Below are 15553 nucleotides of genomic sequence, written 5' to 3' on the forward strand. Positions count from 1 at the left end.
ACGCAACTATTGTTGCGCGGCAACACTTCTGGGAAACCAATTGTTCATCTTCCGTCCACCTCTTCCCATTTCTCAGCATCGGGAAGAGGTGGCGCTGGAATTCGTTGTGCTGCAGTACAATCCCGCTCGATGATCAGGAGGTATGGGGCTGGCCGAGGTCGTACACCGTGGTCGTTGCGACGGTTACCGCGGTGAAATTCGCCTTGACCCATGCGGTGATTTCGCTGGCACTGCCCGAGCCGCCGCCGGGACCGCCCCTGCCGCCGCCCGCGATGAAATAGTGGACCTCGCCGTTGGCGACGTACTGCTGGAATTGGGCCAGGGTGGGCGAGTTGTCGCCGCCGGTGAAGCCGCCGATGGCCATGACCGATGTGCCGGTGGACAATTCGAGGCTACCGGCCGATTGCGAGCCAACTGTTGCCGCGGCCCAACGGTTGTCGGTGGTCTTCAGCAGCTGTTGCAGCGCGGTGTTGTTCGAGGTCGAGCCGCCCGGTCGGCCGCCGGTTCCGGCCCCGTCCGGATCCATGCGCTCGGGTGCGGAACCGTCGGAAGTTGTTCCGGCCGTGCCGGATTCGGTGCCGTCTGGTCGCGGGCCACCGCCCATATTGCCGCCGGGTCCACCCATCCCGCGACCGGTATTCGGACCGGAGGTCGGGATGGAACCGCCGTGCGGTGTCGCCGCCGTCTCGATGGCGTAGGCCGTGGTTCCCGCCAGACCGAACAGCAGACCGGCGATGGCGACCACCGCGGTCAACCTGCCGATCTGGTGGCCGCCGACGACGATGATCGCGGCGATCAGGATCGATCCGATCAGCACGATCCAGCGCAATGCCGGATACCAGTCGGGGGTTCGGTCGAGCAGGATGAAGTTCCAGACACCGGTCGTCGCGAGTATGGCGCCGAGCGCGATTCGGGCCGTCCGGAAGTGCCTGCCGCGCCACAGTTCGGTCGCCGAGACCGCCACCAGCGCGGCGATCGCCGGTGCCAGGGCGACGGTGTAATAGGGGTGCATCGTGCCCTGCATGTAACTGAATACGATGCCGGTCACCACCAGCCAGCCGCCCCACAGCAGCAGCGCGGCGCGGGTCCGTCCGGTGCGCGGCGTGCGGCGGGTGAACCACAGGCCCGCGACCAGACCGATCAGCGCGGCGGGCAGCAGCCAGGAGATCTCGGTTCCCATCGAATCCCCGAACAGCCGCGTGATGCCGGTGCTGCCACCGAATCCGGCGTTGCCGCCACCACCGCCGCCGCCACCGTGGCCGGATCCGCCGAGGACGCGGCCGAGCCCGTTGTAGCCGAGCGCGAGCTCGAGCAGGCTGTTGTCGGTCGATCCGCCGATATAGGGCCGAGAGGCACTGGGCCACAAGCTGACCAGCACGACGAACCAACCACCCGAGACCACCATGGCCGCGAAAGCGCCGAGCAGCTTGCCGATTCGGCGCCAGAAGCCGATCGGCGCGGCGACCAGGAACACCAGACCGAGTGCGGGCAGCACCAGGAACGCCTGCATCATCTTGGTGAGAAAGCCGAATCCCACTGCGACACCCGCCAATACCAGCCACCGCCCGCTGCCGTTCTCGGTGGCGCGCACGGCGCAATAGGCCGCCGCGACCAGCAGCAGTACCAACAATGCGTCCGGGTTGTTGAACCGGAACATCAGTGCCGCAACGGGAGTCAGCGCCAAGGCGGCTCCGGCCAGCAACCCGGCCGCCGGACCGTTCCAGCGCCGAACCGCGCCGTACACCAACCCGACCGAGGCCACACCCATCAGCGCCTGCGGCAGCAGCATCGAGAACGAGCTGAATCCGAGCAGCCGGCCCGACAATCCCATGACCCACAGCGCGGCGGGCGGTTTGTCGACGGTGATGGCATTACCGGCGTCCAGCGAACCGAACAGCAGCGCCTTCCAGCTCTGCGTGCCCGCCTGCACGGCCGCCGCGTAGAAGTCGTTGGCCCAGCCGGATCGGCTCAGGCCCCACAGGTAGAGGACGGCGGTCGCAGCCAGTAGCGTCCACAGGCCGGGGCGGGTCCACCGGGGCTGGTCGCGGGAGCCGAACAGCAGCCGGGTCCATCGTGTTTCCTGCCGTACCGAGCCATCCGGCTCGGCGCGTTCGGCACGCCATACGGGCGCTTCGGTAGCGGTAGTCATATTCCGATCCTGATCCGCGGACGTGGGTCCGATATTTGCGATTGCTATGCGCTGTCTGTGCGCTCGAGCAGGTCTAGGAGGTGCTGCCGTGCGAGAGCTGCCACAGCCTGGTGCGGCCCGACGACGATCGGCGCGGGCACCCGCGGCGCGGGAGGTTCCAGCGAAGTCGTAGTCAGACTTCGATGCTGAGGACGCGATGTGGTTCCAGGCTCTGCCGCGGCTGTGGGTTCGCTGTGAGCCCACCGCTGGGACCGGTCAGGCGGCGGTCGCGACTCGGCCCCCGGGCAATCCCGCGGTGAACTCGGTCCGGCCGGGCTTGCTGTCCACCGTGATATCGCCGCCGTGTGCCTTCACGACCGCGGCGACGATCGCCAGTCCGAGACCTGAGCTCCCCGCACGCCGCGAGCGCGAGGAGTCGCCGCGGGCGAAGCGCTGGAAAACCTCCGGCTGCAACGCGATCGGGATGCCGGGTCCGTTGTCGGTGACGCGCCACACCGCACCGCCGGCACCATCGAAGGCCAGCGATGTGACGACCGTGGTGCCGGGACCGGTGTGGACGCGGGCATTGGCCAGCAGGTTGGTCAGCACCTGGTGTAATCGGGCGGCATCGCCGACGATAACGACGGGTTCGTCGGGCAGGTCCAGATCCCACTGCTGCTCGGGTCCGGCGATATGCGCGTCGCTCACCGCGTCCACGGTGAGCTGGGTCAGATCGACCGCCTCGTGTTCCAGTGGTCGACCGGAATCCAGCCGGGCGAGCAGCAGCATGTCCTCGACCAGGGCCGACATCCGCCGAGCCTCGGAGTCCACCCGGCCCATCGCATTGGCCACCTCACCGGGCACCTCGCCCCGTTTGCGTTGCGCCAGTTCGGCATAGCCGCGTATGGCGGCGAGCGGGGTGCGCAGTTCATGGCTGGCGTCGGCGAGAAATTGCCGGACTCTGGTCTCGCTGGCATGCCGTGCCGAGAGTGCGCCGGTGATGTGGTCCAGCATCCGGTTGACCGCCGAGCCGAGTTGACCGACCTCGGTATGCGGATCCGCGTCATCGCGCGGAACCCGCACGGGCAGGGTGACCTCGCCGCGATCCAACTGCAGATCGGCGACCCGGGCGGCGGTGGCCGCGACCCGATCCAGCGGTGCCAGCGCGCGCCGAATCAGCCAGATGCCCACGGTGACCGCGAACAACAGCACGATCACGGTCACGATCACCAGCACCCACAACACCCGCATCAACGTTTCGTCGACGGCCGCCAGCGGCAGACCCGTCACCACGGTGGTGCCCTGCCAGGTCCGGTCCGCGATCACGCGATAGCGGCCCGCACCGTCGATATTCACGGTGGTCGCCTTACCGGTGGCGGCCACCGCGGCGAGCTGTCGGCGGGCGGCGTCCGACAGCGCGGCCTGCATGCCATCGCTGCCGATCCGGCCCGCGGCGGTGACGATTCCCTTATCGACGATGGCACCGACCGCATCGGGCTGGATGCCGCGCCGGTCCAGGAATTGGGGCCCCGGTCCCGTGCTCTGTGGATGCGGCGGCGGGGGCGGCGGGACTGATTGGGTGCCGGAAGACTCGCCGGGTGGCGGCCCGAGGCTGGGACCGCCGCCGGAATCACCGAGTGAGCGCCTCTGCGCATCGACCAGCTGGGTATCGAGTTGATGCACCAGGAACTGTTGCAACGCGAACTCGGTCGCGGCGCCGATCCCGACGACCACAGTCACCAGCAGTAGCGCCTGCCCGACCAGCAGCCGGGCCCGCAACGACCACCGACGCGGCGACCGCATGCGGCGCACCTCAGCCCGCGGGCTTGAGGACATATCCGGCTCCGCGCAGGGTGTGGATCATCGGCGCCCGGCCGCTATCGATCTTCTTGCGCAGATACGACACGTACAGCTCGACGATATTGGACCGCCCGCCGAAGTCGTAGCTCCAGACTCGATCCAGAATCTGCGCCTTGCTCAATACCCGCCGCGGATTGCGCATGAAGAACCGGAGCAGTTCGAATTCGGTGGCCGTCAACACAATCGGCACACCCGCCCGGCTGACCTCATAGCTGTCCTCGTCGAGCACCAGATCACCGACCGCGATCTGCGCGCCGCCGTCCTCGCTCGCGACCCCGGTGCGGCGCAGCAGTGCGCGCAGCCGCAGCACCACCTCTTCGATGCTGAACGGCTTGGTGACGTAATCGTCGCCGCCCGCGGTGAGCCCCGCGATCCGGTCCTCCACCGAATCCTTGGCGGTCAGCAATAGCACCGGCAGCTGCGGAACCTGCGCGCGCAGCTTGCCCAGCACCTCGAGCCCGGTCATATCGGGCAGCATCACATCGAGCACCGCCACATCCGGTCTGGTCTCGCGCGCCCTGGTCACCGCCGTGCGCCCATCACCGGCCGTGCCGACCTCCCAGCCCTCGTACCGTAGCGCCATCGACAACATCTCGGCCAGGACCGGTTCGTCATCGACGACGAGCACGTTGATCGGACTGCCGTCGGCACGCCGCATGGCAGCTCGGTTGGCCGGGCTGTTTCCAGTGGTCATCGTGGACATGGACCTCATACTGCGCGCGGCGGCTCGGCGGCGACTATGCGCTCGCTGTGAGCTTGCTGTGCGCCGAATCGGACATAGTGGATCCAGACGCCGCCCACAGCTCGCACCTAACTTCGTCGACCACGGTTGACCCCGAATACGACACCCGGACCGGCGCGCTCACCGGCCGTCATCGCAGAGGAGCACCCCACCATGACCACCCCCACCCACCAGCCCCCGTCCGGCCAGGACCCCACCTGGGGCGCACCCACTCCCCCGGCGAAAACCGGCTGGTCGACGCGGAAGACCCTGGCAGCCGTGGGTATCGCCGGTGTGATCGCCGCGGCGGGCGGCGGCATCATCTACGCGGCGTCCTCGAGCGACGCCGGTGGCAACCACGGCGCCATGACCGGCCTACCACTGCACGGCCAATTCGTCGTCTGCGACGGCAATGGCGGCTACCGCACCGAACTGACCCAAACCGGCACCATCACAGCGCTTTCCAGCAACTCCCTGACCGCCAAGAGCGTCGACGACTACACCCAGACCTACGCCATCACCGCCACCACCACCGGCGCCACCGCCGTGAAAGTCGGTGACACCGTGACCATTCGCGGCACCCAGGCAGACGGCACCAGCACCGCGACCACAGTCGGCACGAACACCGACTCGCCGGACGGCATGGACGATGGCCCAGGCGTCCCGGGCGGCAGCACCAATGGCCTGAACGGTTCCGGCATGGGCAGGCCGATCGGCGGCCCCCCGCCCCGATCCGGCAACTGACCGCCGGGGAAGCACGCGCATGCTGATCCGTGCGGCCCGCCAGCTATTGATCGCATCGATGATCAACGACTGGATGACAATCCTGAGCCCGGCCGAGGTTCGGCGAATGCGCTCCCGCGAGAAAATGAAAACGGCCCGGAACTGTGCGTTCCGGGCCGTTTTCCCTTTGTAGCGGGGACAGGATTTGAACCTGCGACCTCTGGGTTGCTCGCCGGCCACCTGGTGCTTACGCTTGCCGGTAAGCCATTCCTGCACGGCACCGCTGAGAATCGGGCTCAGATGCGTGTCGATCTCGTCCTGCGGTTCCGCCCTCAGGTCGTCGAACATCTTCAGCGCTGTCGCGAGTTCGTCATCGTCGGCGGTCTCACTGAACTCCGCATGGGCGTACCGCAGCAGCTGGTCGATGACCGCGATCGCTTCCCGCCACTCGTCCCCCGGCGAATGGCGAGCGCTATACTGCCAATTTCGTGGTCAGCTCAGTAAGAAATTGTACGGACTTACGTTTGTCGTCATCGTTCAGATGAAGCTCCCCAGTGGCTGTTCGGGTTTCGGAATCTCGGATCTCGAGAATTGCGTTCCATTTATTTATGCGGGTAGCGAACCGAACAGTGTTGGAGGGGTTCCCCTTATCCGTTCGCAGGTCGTACACCCATACTTCCTCGCCCAGCTCTGGCTTCTTCACGTATCCACGGAGCCCCTCTGTTGGGTCCGCATCGTCAGGTGCGTTTTGCACCTGGTAGTTCCCAATCGGGTTCTGCCCCTGGGCGAGCTGGCACACTCCACCGTGAGCAAGGACGGTGCCTGTCGAGAGGATTGAATCGGTGGTTCGCACTTCGACGGCGTGCAACTCGGTTGTAAAGAAGTTCTTCACAACATCGCACAGCTCTCCCTGCGTCATCGTCGGTCGAGCCTGAGACGATACGGGTGTTGCAGCGGGCTGCGCCGAGGAGCATCCGGCGGCCGAGGCCAGCGCAGCGGTGGCGACCACGGCTAGCAAGCCAATCCTCACTGGGGCACCGTCCAATCCGACTTGTCCCCGTCTTTCGTCGACGCGTCGCCGATGGCTTCCCGGATCCCCTCGATTCCAGTCCCGTAGGAAGATTTGACACCACTGGGCCACTTATTGTCCGGCAGGCCCTTTTGAATCCCCACGATCTGCGATATCTTGTTACCTTCGATCATATTGGTCTTGGCGGCATCCCCCATAGTCTTCACAATACCGATAATGAAGGTCCTTGCAGCCTCAACCACCTTTACCAACTCCTGCGCCATAGAGAGCGCGCCGGAGAACGATATGGATACCAGGGCCTTGACACCATTGAAAAAGCCGTCCTCAACCTTCGAGATCAACTCTTGCACTTTCGTGGCAATCTCGCCGTAGAGAGTCAACTCTGCCCCAGCGATAGTTTCCAAGCTGACTGCGATTTGATTAAATTCTGGCGGCAAATTGTCCAAAGCGGGCTGTTGCCTGGTGGTGCGCATTTCCTCGTACCTGGTGGCAGCATCGCCCGACCATTCAGAAAGCTTGGTGTCGATGAAATCGCCGCTTGCTGCTATCAGGTTGTTCCTGAGGTTGCGCCATTCATTCGCGACGTCGATGAACTTGACTGGAACGTCTAGATCGGGTTCGAGCTTCTTGAGTTTTTCCCAAGTCTCATTAATAGCCGCGTTTGCCTTGTCGCGTTCTGCCCAGATCGAGTCGACGGTATCTTCAACCGTCAATGCCCCCGCCAAGTTGCCGGTGAGGACGCCGCCATATCCGTTTGCGCGGACAAGCGCGACGAGGTGCCCGCAGGATTCGCTCACCTTTGCTGGCAGATCTCCCACTTCAATTACCTTCGCACGAAGATACGATGACTTTTCGAGCAAGCTTCGCTTGTCGTCTGCGACTGTCATATCTCCCCCTCGAGCTTTGCCAGCTTTCCTTTATTCTCGAGGTCTTCCGCTTCATACGTATCGGCCGCGGATTTAAGAACTTTGCCGATATCCTCGAAAACGATGACACCTTCATTCAACCTGTCTCGGAAGTAGCCGGGGGCTGGCTGATACTTGGACAGGGCTTCCGCGAACGTGCCTGCCTCTGATGCGGTAATTTCCAGCTTCTTCGTCGTCTCAACCCCGGCCCTGAGGTCATCGGCGGCCTCGCCCCAGCTAGTGGCAGCCAATTTCATTGCTCGCAGGTTAAGTGTCAGCTTATCTGCCATCAGCCCATCCGTTCTTCTAGGAGCCGCAGCCGGTGGCGGTCCAACTGATATTCCAGATCATCGTCTGCGTAGCGTGAATAGTCGCCCCGTACGACGCGCTTTGGGCGCATGGAACGGATCTGGTCGGCGCACCACAGGACCTCGTCGACGATCCGTTCGGGCTGCGCGGTCGCTGCCCAGTCACTCCGCACTACGATCGACAGCACTCGGGATACGTCAGCGCTCAGCCTGACGGGATGCTGTCCATGAAATATCACTTGACCCGATGCTTGGAAGTGGCCACTGTTTATCATGCCGCTGGACACGCTGCAGTATTCCTCCCAGCTGCGAGTCTCGAGTAACATCATCAGAATTGTCCGGTGATCCGGGATCGCTGCCTCCGAAATTTCCTGCGGAGTTGCCCGATGGCCCGAAGCGAACAGCTGATCTAAACGCTTCTCCATAGCGGCTCTGTAGGCTGCCATGAGTTCATCGCCTACCTCACCGGGAGCAACGTAACGACTCCAGTGCGGACCGATCTGAATTCGGATCGGAAGGCACCCTCGGTCGAGTTCCATTGAGGCGAAAGATGATCCGATACGAATTGGAGTCGCAGATGGGTCAGCCACTGCAAGGGGGGCGTCGACCTGGGGCGGCGTTGACTTGGTGACGGCCGGTGCTGGTTTCGGCGCTACGGTTGGTGACGCCGACACAGGCCGAGCGGCGTTGGGCCTCTGCGGCACAAGTGGCTCGTCATCCCAGTATTCATCGGGGTCGTCGTAGTGATTGTAGTATCCCCCCGCCGCCATCACACCACCTCGTTGTCTCGCACCACTGCGCGGGACAGGGTTCTTTCGTCGTTGGAATCGACATCGAACCCCCTCTCGCGCAACTGGTCGCACCCTGTGTCGACGACTGGCTGTCACGGGAGCCTTCCGTCCTGCATCCCCCCTGACGGCGCAGCCATAGACACTCTTGTGGCGGTGGAAGGATCTGTCAACCTGGGATCGCAACCAGCCTCGAACGCGAAAGTGATTGCAAGAGTGCTGACCTCGCGGTTTGTGCGCCGACGCGGAGGCGGTTGGGATGCCGAGTTCGAAGAGCTGCCACTGGTCGGCCAACTCGTTGGCGGATGGTCCGGGATCGTTGGCGTCGACTATCGCAACCTACCAGCGGGGCAGACCGCGATCCTGTCATCGACGAGGTACCACCTATCTCGATGCGTTCCGATACGTTTCGTTCCCAAATCCGTTCCCAGTTCGCGCTGTGGCGATGGCTTCGAGACCTGTCCAGCGGCGGAGAAGGTTTGGACCTCACCGACGGATCATCCCGGCGTACGCGGGGAGAACATCTCGATCGGCTCGGAATGGAGCGTCAACGACGGATCATCCCCGCGTGCGCGGGGAGCACGTCGACATGCAGACCGAGCCGCCGGGATCAGCCCCAAGGTGGTCAGCGATCGAGTCGGTCATGCCGATGTGGCGTTCACGCTCGAGACCTACTCGCACATGCTGCCGGGGATGGACCGGGACGCGGCCGTCCGCGGCGCGTACTACCTACCGGGCGACACCGCCCCGAACCCACCGAGAGACAAGGATCCACAATCCTGAGCTTGGCTAAGGTTCCCGAGCACCAATGAAAAACGGCCCGGAACAATGCGTTCCGGGCCGTTTTCCCTTTGTAGCGGGGACAGGATTTGAACCTGCGACCTCTGGGTTATGAGCCCAGCGAGCTACCGAGCTGCTCCACCCCGCGTCGGTAAACACAACATTACACACGTCTACGCGGGGAAGGCAAATCGCTTACCTCGCAGGGCGTTTTCGCTGGTCAGCGGGCAGGATGAGCGGTGGCGGCCGGTGCGGGGCGTGCGGCGCGCAGATCTCCGGAGGTGCGTGCGGCAGCCTGCAGAAGCCCCGTCGGAGCGCATCGCCCTAACGACGACAGGCACACAAGAAGCGCAATCGAACCGGTCGGTCAACGGCGTCAAACGTGACCCGGGTCACTATTTCACAGTGATCCCGAACACATAACGGTGCTATAACAGACTGTCCAGAATCCATTCTTATGGCATTTGCGACCTGGGCAAACACTGATATACACGTTATTCGCATCATGCAATCGCGAAGTTATCAAGATGTGATCTGATGAGATTTCTTCGTTACCGTTTGATCCGCGGCCCGGATCAAACGTGATGGGCTCGAACTCGAACCGCCGAACACCGGCGACCCTGTCCCGCGGTTCGAGGATCCCCGACACACCTGGGGGCAGGGACTCGGCTTTTCGTTTACCGAGGGCGGTGGGCGCAGGGAGGGAAATCATCATGTCGAAGCACCGAAAGCTCAGCACCCGCGCCCTCGGCTATGCCGCCGTCACCGGCGCAATCGTTGCCGTCCCGTTCGGTCTTTCCACCGGTACCGCCGCGGCCGCCCCCAGCCACAACTGGGATGGCGTCGCGCAGTGCGAGAGCGGTGGCAACTGGGGTATCAATACCGGAAACGGCTACTACGGCGGTCTGCAGTTCTCGCAGAGCACCTGGGCCGCCAACGGTGGCCACGGCTCCGCCAACAACGCCAGCAAGGAAGAGCAGATCCGGGTCGCCGAGAACGTGCTCGCCACCCAGGGCCAGGGCGCCTGGCCGGTCTGCGGCCAGTACCTGCGCGCCGGTGAGTCCGAGCCGAGCCCGGCCGTCGCCGAGCCGGAGCCCGCCGCCCCCGCCGCGATCGCCCCCGCCCCCTCCAACGTCAAGTCCGCCATCGAGCAGGCCAAGTCCGCTGGCTACGAGCTGGCCAAGCAGAACGGCCTGGAGGGCCAGTACCAGCAGATCCTGGACCAGAACGGCGCGCTGATCGACTCCTTCGGTCGCTGACGCACGAATCCGACGTCACTCGGCAACGGCGCCGAAGGTGACGTCGGCTCGTCCGACGTCGACTAGAACGGCCCCGCCACCCGGTTTCGGGTGACGGGGCCGTTCTCGTTTTCGACGATCAGCGACCGGCGTCCTGATATGCCTTCACCGCGGCATCCAGTTCCTCCAGCGCCTTGCCGAAGTCCTGGAAATTGCCGGACTTCATGGCATTTCGCATATTCTCGATCTTCTTGTTCAGCTCCGCGGCCGCCGCGTCCTTGGCGGCGGATCCGGTCGCGGGCGGCGGTGTGGCGCCCTGCGTCGGCGGGGTGGCGCCCTGCGGTGGCGTGGTGCCGTGGGTCGGCGGCGTTGCGCCCTGCGTCGGCGGAGTGGTGCCCGGTTTCGGCCTGGTACTCGGATCACCGCCGAACGGCGTGGCCAGCGAACCCGCCCCCGGTAGCACCTGATTCAGCGCATCGGCCAGGGTGGAGGCGAAGCCGACCTTCACACTGCCCGCCACATCGCGATAGCTCACCAGCACGCGCAACAGCTGCGGGAAGGTGGCGGTGCCCGCCCCGGTATTCCGCTCGTTGTAAAACGGCTCCACATAAAGGATTCCGCCGTCGGCGACCGGCAATGTCAGCAGATTGCCATATCTGATCTTGTTCGAGTTCGACAGCAATGTTTTCTGACTGGAGACCTCGGGCGCGGTCGTCATGCTGTTCTGCGTTTGCTGCGGACCCTGCGTCTGCGTATCGGTCGGCAATTGCAAGATCGTGAATTTGCCGTAGCCGTCCGGATCCGACCGCACCGAGATATACGCGGTCAGGAATTGACGGTTGCCGTAGCCGACCATGGCACTGGTCAGATTGAACACCGGCTTATTCGTCACCGGATCTCCGAGCAGCACGTAGTACGGCGGCTGTTTGAAGGTGCCGCCGCCCTCGGTGGTCGGATCGCTGGGCACCGACCAGAATGCGTTGGTGGTGAAGAACTCTCGCGGATTGTCCACGTGGTATTTGGTCAGCATTTCGCGCTGCACCTTGAACAGATCCTCGGGATAGCGGAAGTGCGCCCGCAGCTCCGGTGAGATCTCGCTCTGCGGCTTGACCGCGCCGGGGAACACGCCGCGCCAGGCCTTGAGCACCGGGTCGGTGGGATCCACCTCGTAGAGGGTCACCGTGCCGTCGTAGGCGTCGACGGTGGCCTTCACCGAGTTGCGGATGTAGCTGACCTCCTTGCGCGGCAACAGCCTTCCGGTCTTCTTATCGATGCTGTCCTCTACCGCGCCCTCGAGCGAGGTGTTCTGCGCGTACGGATATTTGTCCAGGGTGGTGTAGGCGTCGACGATCCACTGGATCCGGCCGTTGACGACGGCCGGGTAGGCGTTGCCGTCCGTAGTCAACCAGGGCGCCACCTTCTGCACCCGCTCCCGCGGACTGCGATTGAAGATGATCTTGGAGTTGTCGCCGATGGCCGAGGAGAACAGGAGATTGCGCTCGGTGTACTTGGCCGCGAACGCCAACCGGTTGAACCAGTTCCCGATCGAGACCCCACCCTTGCCGTCGTAGGTGAAGTGCGCCGCGTCGGAATCGTATTCGCGCGGCTCCTGACCGCTCCTGGCGCCGACGATCGCGTAGTCCGGGTTGGACTGCGAGATCAGCTCGCCGTAGTAGATGCGCGGCTGGTCGACCTTGATCTGCTGCTGTTCGCCCGTATTGAACAGATCGCTGACCAGGAAGATGGGATAGCCGCTGTCGCTGCTGCCGCCGGTGTTGGGGTCCTCGTACTGCGGCCGGTTGACCCGGTTGGCCGGTGCCGCGACGAAGCCGTTGCCGTGCGTGTAGACGGTGTGCTTGTTGATCCAGTTGGTCTGATTACCGCTCAGCGCCGATGGGTGCAGTTCACGGGCGGCCACGATGTAGTCCTGGATATCGCCGCTGAGGTTGTAGCGGTCGATGTCCAGCGACTCGGGGAAGCCGTAGAAGTTCTTCAGCTGCTTGAGCTGAGTGAAGGTGGGCGACAAGATATTCGGGTCGAGCAGGCGGGCATTGCCGATCGTCGCCGCATCGACGGGGACTTCCACCGGGCTCTTCGCACTGTCGCCCTTATAGTCCTTGTACTCGATCCTGTCCGAGGTGATGCCGAACGCCTGCCTGGTCGCGGCGATATTGCGTTGGATGTATTCACTTTCCTTGTCGGCGGCATTCGGGCTCACCGAGAACTGCTCGACCACAAGCGGCCACACCGTGCCGACCAGGATCGAGGACAGCACCAGCAGGGCGGCGGCCATCGCGGGCACCCGCAGATCGCGCAGCACGATTCCGGCGAAGAAGGCGATCGCGCAGATCACCGCGATGGACAGCAGGATCAGCTTCGCCGGCAGTACGGCGTTGATATCGGTGTAGGAACCGCCGGTGAAGGTCTGCTCCTTGCGCCTGCTGGAGAGCAGCTCGTAGCGGTCGAACCAGTACGCAAGGGCCTTGAGCAGCACGAAGATTCCGGCGGTCACCGCCAGCTGGATGCGCGCGGGGCGGGTCAGCGTGCCCTCGCGTCCGGTCAGGCGCAGGCCGCCGAAGACGTAGTGCGTCACCAGGCTGGCGAAGAACGCGATGACCACCGCGACGAACAGCCAGTCCAGCACCATCCGGTAGAACGGCAGATCGAAGGCGTAGAACCCGACGTCCAGGCCGAACTGCGGATCCTTCTGACCGAACGAACCGCCGTGGAGAAACAGCTGCACGGTCACCCAATTCGACTGCGCCACCAGGCCGGACGTCACGCCGAGCACCAGCGGAATGCCGATGCCGAACAGCTTGAGATGACTCATCACGGTGGTGCGGTAGCGCGCGATCGGATCGTTCGGACCCGCCACCGGCACGAATACCGGCCTGGTCCGGTAGGCCAGCAGCAGCGCGAGCCAGACGACAAGTCCGACGAATACCGCGACGACGACGAACAACAGGATCCGCGTTCGTAAGACGGTGAGATAGACACTGCGGAAACCGACCTCGCCGAACCACAGCCAGTTCGTATATGTGTCGGTCAGCTTCGGTTCCAACAGCAGCAGTGCCGCCACAATGATGGCCGTCACCAGCAGCACTCGGCTGCGTCGGGACAACGAAGGTAAGCCGGTGGGGGGCCGCATGCCCACGATGCCACTCTCCAAGGTCCGGCGGCGCTCGCACCGATATCTCGGCCGTCGCACCGCAGTCCGATGTTGCAGGTAGTCCGTTACAGACCATCTCGCGCCCACTCTACGGAATCTGTGTTGTCGGCCGCGCGGGCGCGGCGTGTTCGCAGCCCCCTGCTGCGATTATGCCGCCGCCCCTGGGCCTGATTGCTCAGGCGATGGTGCAAGGATGTCGGTGTGACAGCAGACCTGCACGCCGAACACGTCCTCGCCCGTTCCGTCCGCGAGGTGGCGGACTTCGTCGACGCCGAGGGATGGGGCAGACCGCCGCAAATGTTCGCGCTGGTGCCGACGGCCGATCTGGTCGCGGCCGAGCCCGGGTTGCTCGATCAGCTCGATGAGGGCAGCGAGCTGACTCCCATTGCGCAGGAATCGTTCCCGGACGACATCACCGGCGGTTCGATGGCGCTCGACGAATTCCTGGCGACCACCAGCTGGCCCGATGCGGTCAGCGGCTGCGTGCTGGTCCAGGAGATCGTGGTGCTCCCGCCGGATGCCGAGAGCACCCTCGATGACGCGCTCACCCCGCTGCTCGCCGATCACGAGGCGGCCGACGCGGCGGCCCGGGCCGCGGCCGAGACGCATCCGGAACGGCGCACCGCGCGACTATTCGCCGCGGTGCTGCGCTCGGGCGCGCAGTTGTGCCTGCTGCAGATCAAGCCCGAGGACGACGCCGACGACTTCGGCGATCTCGACCTGCGCACCTACCCCAACCTGGCGCCCAACCTCATCGAGGCGCTGCACCACACGATGGAGTGATCAACCGCAGGAGACGGTCTCCCGGCCCGCGTTGATGTCGTTGAGCGACTGCACTGCGCCGCTGAGGCTTTCGACCTTCACCAGCCGCAGGCCTTCCGGCGTGCGCTGCTTGGCCTCATTGCAGTTGGCGGCCGGGACCAGGAAGGTCTCCGCGCCGGCATCGCGCGCGGCCATCATCTTGTATTGGATGCCGCCGATCGGGCCGACCTTGCCGTCCTGGTCGATGGTTCCGGTGCCCGCGACGAACTTGCCGCCGTCGAGTTCGCCGGGCGAGAGCTTATCGATGAGCGCGAGGCTGAACATCAGGCCCGCCGATGGGCCGCCGATATCGGCGAGGTTGAACGACACCTGCATCGGCGGGACCGCGCCCTCGGTCGGGGTCAGGCCGAGATAGCCCTTGTTCGCGTCATCCGGGCGGGCGGCCAGGGTGATGGTCGCGGTCTGTTCGGCGTTCTCGCGACGGTAGACCACGGTGATCTGGCTGCCCGGAGGCTGCGAGGAGACCGCGGCGACCACATCCTTGGGCGTGGCGATCGGTGCGCCGTTGACGCTGACCAGTTCGTCGCCCGCCTTCAGCGTCTGCTTGGCCGGGCCGTCGTCGGAGACCTTGCGCACCAGCACCACCGTCGGCAGGTTCAGGAAGTGCAGCGCGGCCACCTCGGCATTGCCCTCGGAGTCCTTGAAGTCCTGCTGATTGGACTTATCGATCTCCTCGCGCGGGACACCGGGCGGATACACCTCGGCGCGCGGGACCAACCCGTGCTCACCGCTGACCCAGAACCCGAACGCCTCGAAGATGTTCAGCCCGTCGCGCACCGAGACCGTGGTCATATTCAGGTGCCCGGTCACCGGGTCCACTTCGGCGCCGCGGACGTCGACGACCTGCTTGCCGTCGACCGCGCCGAGGGTATTGAAGGTAGGCCCCGGACCGAGTGCGACGAACGGCACAGTGAGCACGCTGCCCACCGCACCGAGCACGAACACCGGGATCAGGGCGGCCACCAGGGTCAGGATCCGACGATTCACCTGGACCACAGTAATGATCGCCCCCACAACCGGGCGGGCGAGGCGCATATTTACCCCCGCGCGCGTGTCCCTGTTTCGCGCCGCGCGAACATCG

The 15553-nt window shown here is 64.6% G+C and carries 13 protein-coding genes and 1 tRNA gene; 4 read left to right on the plus strand and 10 right to left on the minus strand.

Going from position 1 to position 15553, the window contains the following annotated elements:
* Positions 1–133: 133 nt before the first annotated feature.
* The 3 genes from ACHQ4I_RS13005 to ACHQ4I_RS13015 form a co-directional block, all read right to left on the minus strand.
* Positions 134–2149, minus strand: coding sequence for an ArnT family glycosyltransferase (locus tag ACHQ4I_RS13005; RefSeq protein ID WP_420771967.1), 2016 nt, complete (start codon positions 2147–2149; stop codon positions 134–136).
* 255 nt (positions 2150–2404) lie between these two features.
* Complete coding sequence (locus ACHQ4I_RS13010; protein WP_420771968.1) at positions 2405–3964, minus strand: sensor histidine kinase; 1560 nt, start codon at positions 3962–3964, stop codon at positions 2405–2407.
* The gene (locus ACHQ4I_RS13015; RefSeq protein ID WP_420772669.1) at positions 3942–4646 is read right to left on the minus strand and encodes a response regulator transcription factor; all 705 of its coding nucleotides are present in this window, start codon (positions 4644–4646) and stop codon (positions 3942–3944) included. The genes ACHQ4I_RS13010 and ACHQ4I_RS13015 overlap by 23 nt, the downstream gene beginning before the upstream one ends.
* A 237-nt stretch (positions 4647–4883) precedes the next feature.
* On the opposite strand from ACHQ4I_RS13015, the gene ACHQ4I_RS13020 reads away from it, so the two are divergent.
* Positions 4884–5453 (plus strand): hypothetical protein, encoded by a 570-nt coding sequence (locus ACHQ4I_RS13020; RefSeq protein WP_420771969.1) that lies wholly within the window; start codon positions 4884–4886, stop codon positions 5451–5453.
* Between the two features lie 451 nt (positions 5454–5904).
* Here the strand turns inward: ACHQ4I_RS13020 and ACHQ4I_RS13025 are convergent, their stop codons facing one another.
* From ACHQ4I_RS13025 to ACHQ4I_RS13040, 4 genes are all read right to left on the minus strand, one after another.
* Entirely contained in the window at positions 5905–6351 is a 447-nt protein-coding gene (locus tag ACHQ4I_RS13025; RefSeq protein ID WP_420771970.1) for a hypothetical protein, read from the minus strand.
* Positions 6352–6458: 107 nt separating this feature from the next.
* Positions 6459–7349 carry a hypothetical protein gene (locus ACHQ4I_RS13030; protein WP_420771971.1) on the minus strand — a complete coding sequence of 297 codons (891 nt, stop codon included), beginning with the start codon at positions 7347–7349 and terminating at the stop codon, positions 6459–6461.
* Positions 7346–7657: a type VII secretion target gene (locus tag ACHQ4I_RS13035; protein ID WP_420771972.1), complete on the minus strand. Its 312-nt coding sequence runs from the start codon at positions 7655–7657 to the stop codon at positions 7346–7348. Before ACHQ4I_RS13035 ends, ACHQ4I_RS13030 begins: the two co-directional genes overlap by 4 nt.
* Positions 7657–8100, minus strand: a complete 444-nt coding sequence (locus ACHQ4I_RS13040; protein WP_420771973.1) for a hypothetical protein — start codon at positions 8098–8100, stop codon at positions 7657–7659. The genes ACHQ4I_RS13035 and ACHQ4I_RS13040 overlap by 1 nt, the downstream gene beginning before the upstream one ends.
* A gap of 984 nt (positions 8101–9084) precedes the next feature.
* Here ACHQ4I_RS13040 and ACHQ4I_RS13045 point away from each other — a divergent pair.
* Complete coding sequence (locus tag ACHQ4I_RS13045; RefSeq protein ID WP_420771974.1) at positions 9085–9246, plus strand: hypothetical protein; 162 nt, start codon at positions 9085–9087, stop codon at positions 9244–9246.
* Positions 9247–9317: 71 nt separating this feature from the next.
* On the opposite strand, the gene ACHQ4I_RS13050 is transcribed toward ACHQ4I_RS13045, so the two are convergent.
* Positions 9318–9391, minus strand: a tRNA-Met gene (locus ACHQ4I_RS13050).
* A 565-nt stretch (positions 9392–9956) separates the two neighbouring features.
* On the opposite strand from ACHQ4I_RS13050, the gene ACHQ4I_RS13055 reads away from it, so the two are divergent.
* Positions 9957–10502 (plus strand): transglycosylase family protein, encoded by a 546-nt coding sequence (locus ACHQ4I_RS13055; protein WP_420771975.1) that lies wholly within the window; start codon positions 9957–9959, stop codon positions 10500–10502.
* 118 nt (positions 10503–10620) lie between these two features.
* Here ACHQ4I_RS13055 and ACHQ4I_RS13060 read toward each other — a convergent pair whose 3' ends face one another.
* Positions 10621–13635, minus strand: coding sequence for a UPF0182 family protein (locus ACHQ4I_RS13060; RefSeq protein WP_420771976.1), 3015 nt, complete (start codon positions 13633–13635; stop codon positions 10621–10623).
* 216 nt (positions 13636–13851) lie between these two features.
* On the opposite strand from ACHQ4I_RS13060, the gene ACHQ4I_RS13065 reads away from it, so the two are divergent.
* Positions 13852–14433 (plus strand): PPA1309 family protein, encoded by a 582-nt coding sequence (locus ACHQ4I_RS13065; RefSeq protein WP_420771977.1) that lies wholly within the window; start codon positions 13852–13854, stop codon positions 14431–14433.
* Here the strand turns inward: ACHQ4I_RS13065 and ACHQ4I_RS13070 are convergent, their stop codons facing one another.
* Positions 14434–15459, minus strand: coding sequence for a YlbL family protein (locus ACHQ4I_RS13070; protein WP_420771978.1), 1026 nt, complete (start codon positions 15457–15459; stop codon positions 14434–14436).
* Between the last annotated feature and the right edge of the window lie 94 nt (positions 15460–15553).

The sequence above is a fragment of the Nocardia nepalensis genome, from assembly GCF_048910785.1.
Taxonomy (GTDB): Bacteria; Actinomycetota; Actinomycetes; order Mycobacteriales; family Mycobacteriaceae; genus Nocardia; species Nocardia nepalensis.

Excerpts from the sequence above, each read along its gene's own strand:
- ACHQ4I_RS13005 (WP_420771967.1), bottom strand. The coding sequence starts at position 2,149 with ATGACTACCGCTACCGAAGCGCCCGTATGGCGTGCCGAACGCGCCGAG.
- ACHQ4I_RS13010 (WP_420771968.1), bottom strand. The coding sequence starts at position 3,964 with ATGTCCTCAAGCCCGCGGGCTGAGGTGCGCCGCATGCGGTCGCCGCGT.
- ACHQ4I_RS13015 (WP_420772669.1), bottom strand. The coding sequence starts at position 4,646 with ATGCGGCGTGCCGACGGCAGTCCGATCAACGTGCTCGTCGTCGATGAC.
- ACHQ4I_RS13020 (WP_420771969.1), top strand. The coding sequence starts at position 4,884 with ATGACCACCCCCACCCACCAGCCCCCGTCCGGCCAGGACCCCACCTGG.
- ACHQ4I_RS13025 (WP_420771970.1), bottom strand. The coding sequence starts at position 6,351 with ATGACGCAGGGAGAGCTGTGCGATGTTGTGAAGAACTTCTTTACAACC.
- ACHQ4I_RS13030 (WP_420771971.1), bottom strand. The coding sequence starts at position 7,349 with ATGACAGTCGCAGACGACAAGCGAAGCTTGCTCGAAAAGTCATCGTAT.
- ACHQ4I_RS13035 (WP_420771972.1), bottom strand. The coding sequence starts at position 7,657 with ATGGCAGATAAGCTGACACTTAACCTGCGAGCAATGAAATTGGCTGCC.
- ACHQ4I_RS13040 (WP_420771973.1), bottom strand. The coding sequence starts at position 8,100 with ATGGAGAAGCGTTTAGATCAGCTGTTCGCTTCGGGCCATCGGGCAACT.
- ACHQ4I_RS13055 (WP_420771975.1), top strand. The coding sequence starts at position 9,957 with ATGTCGAAGCACCGAAAGCTCAGCACCCGCGCCCTCGGCTATGCCGCC.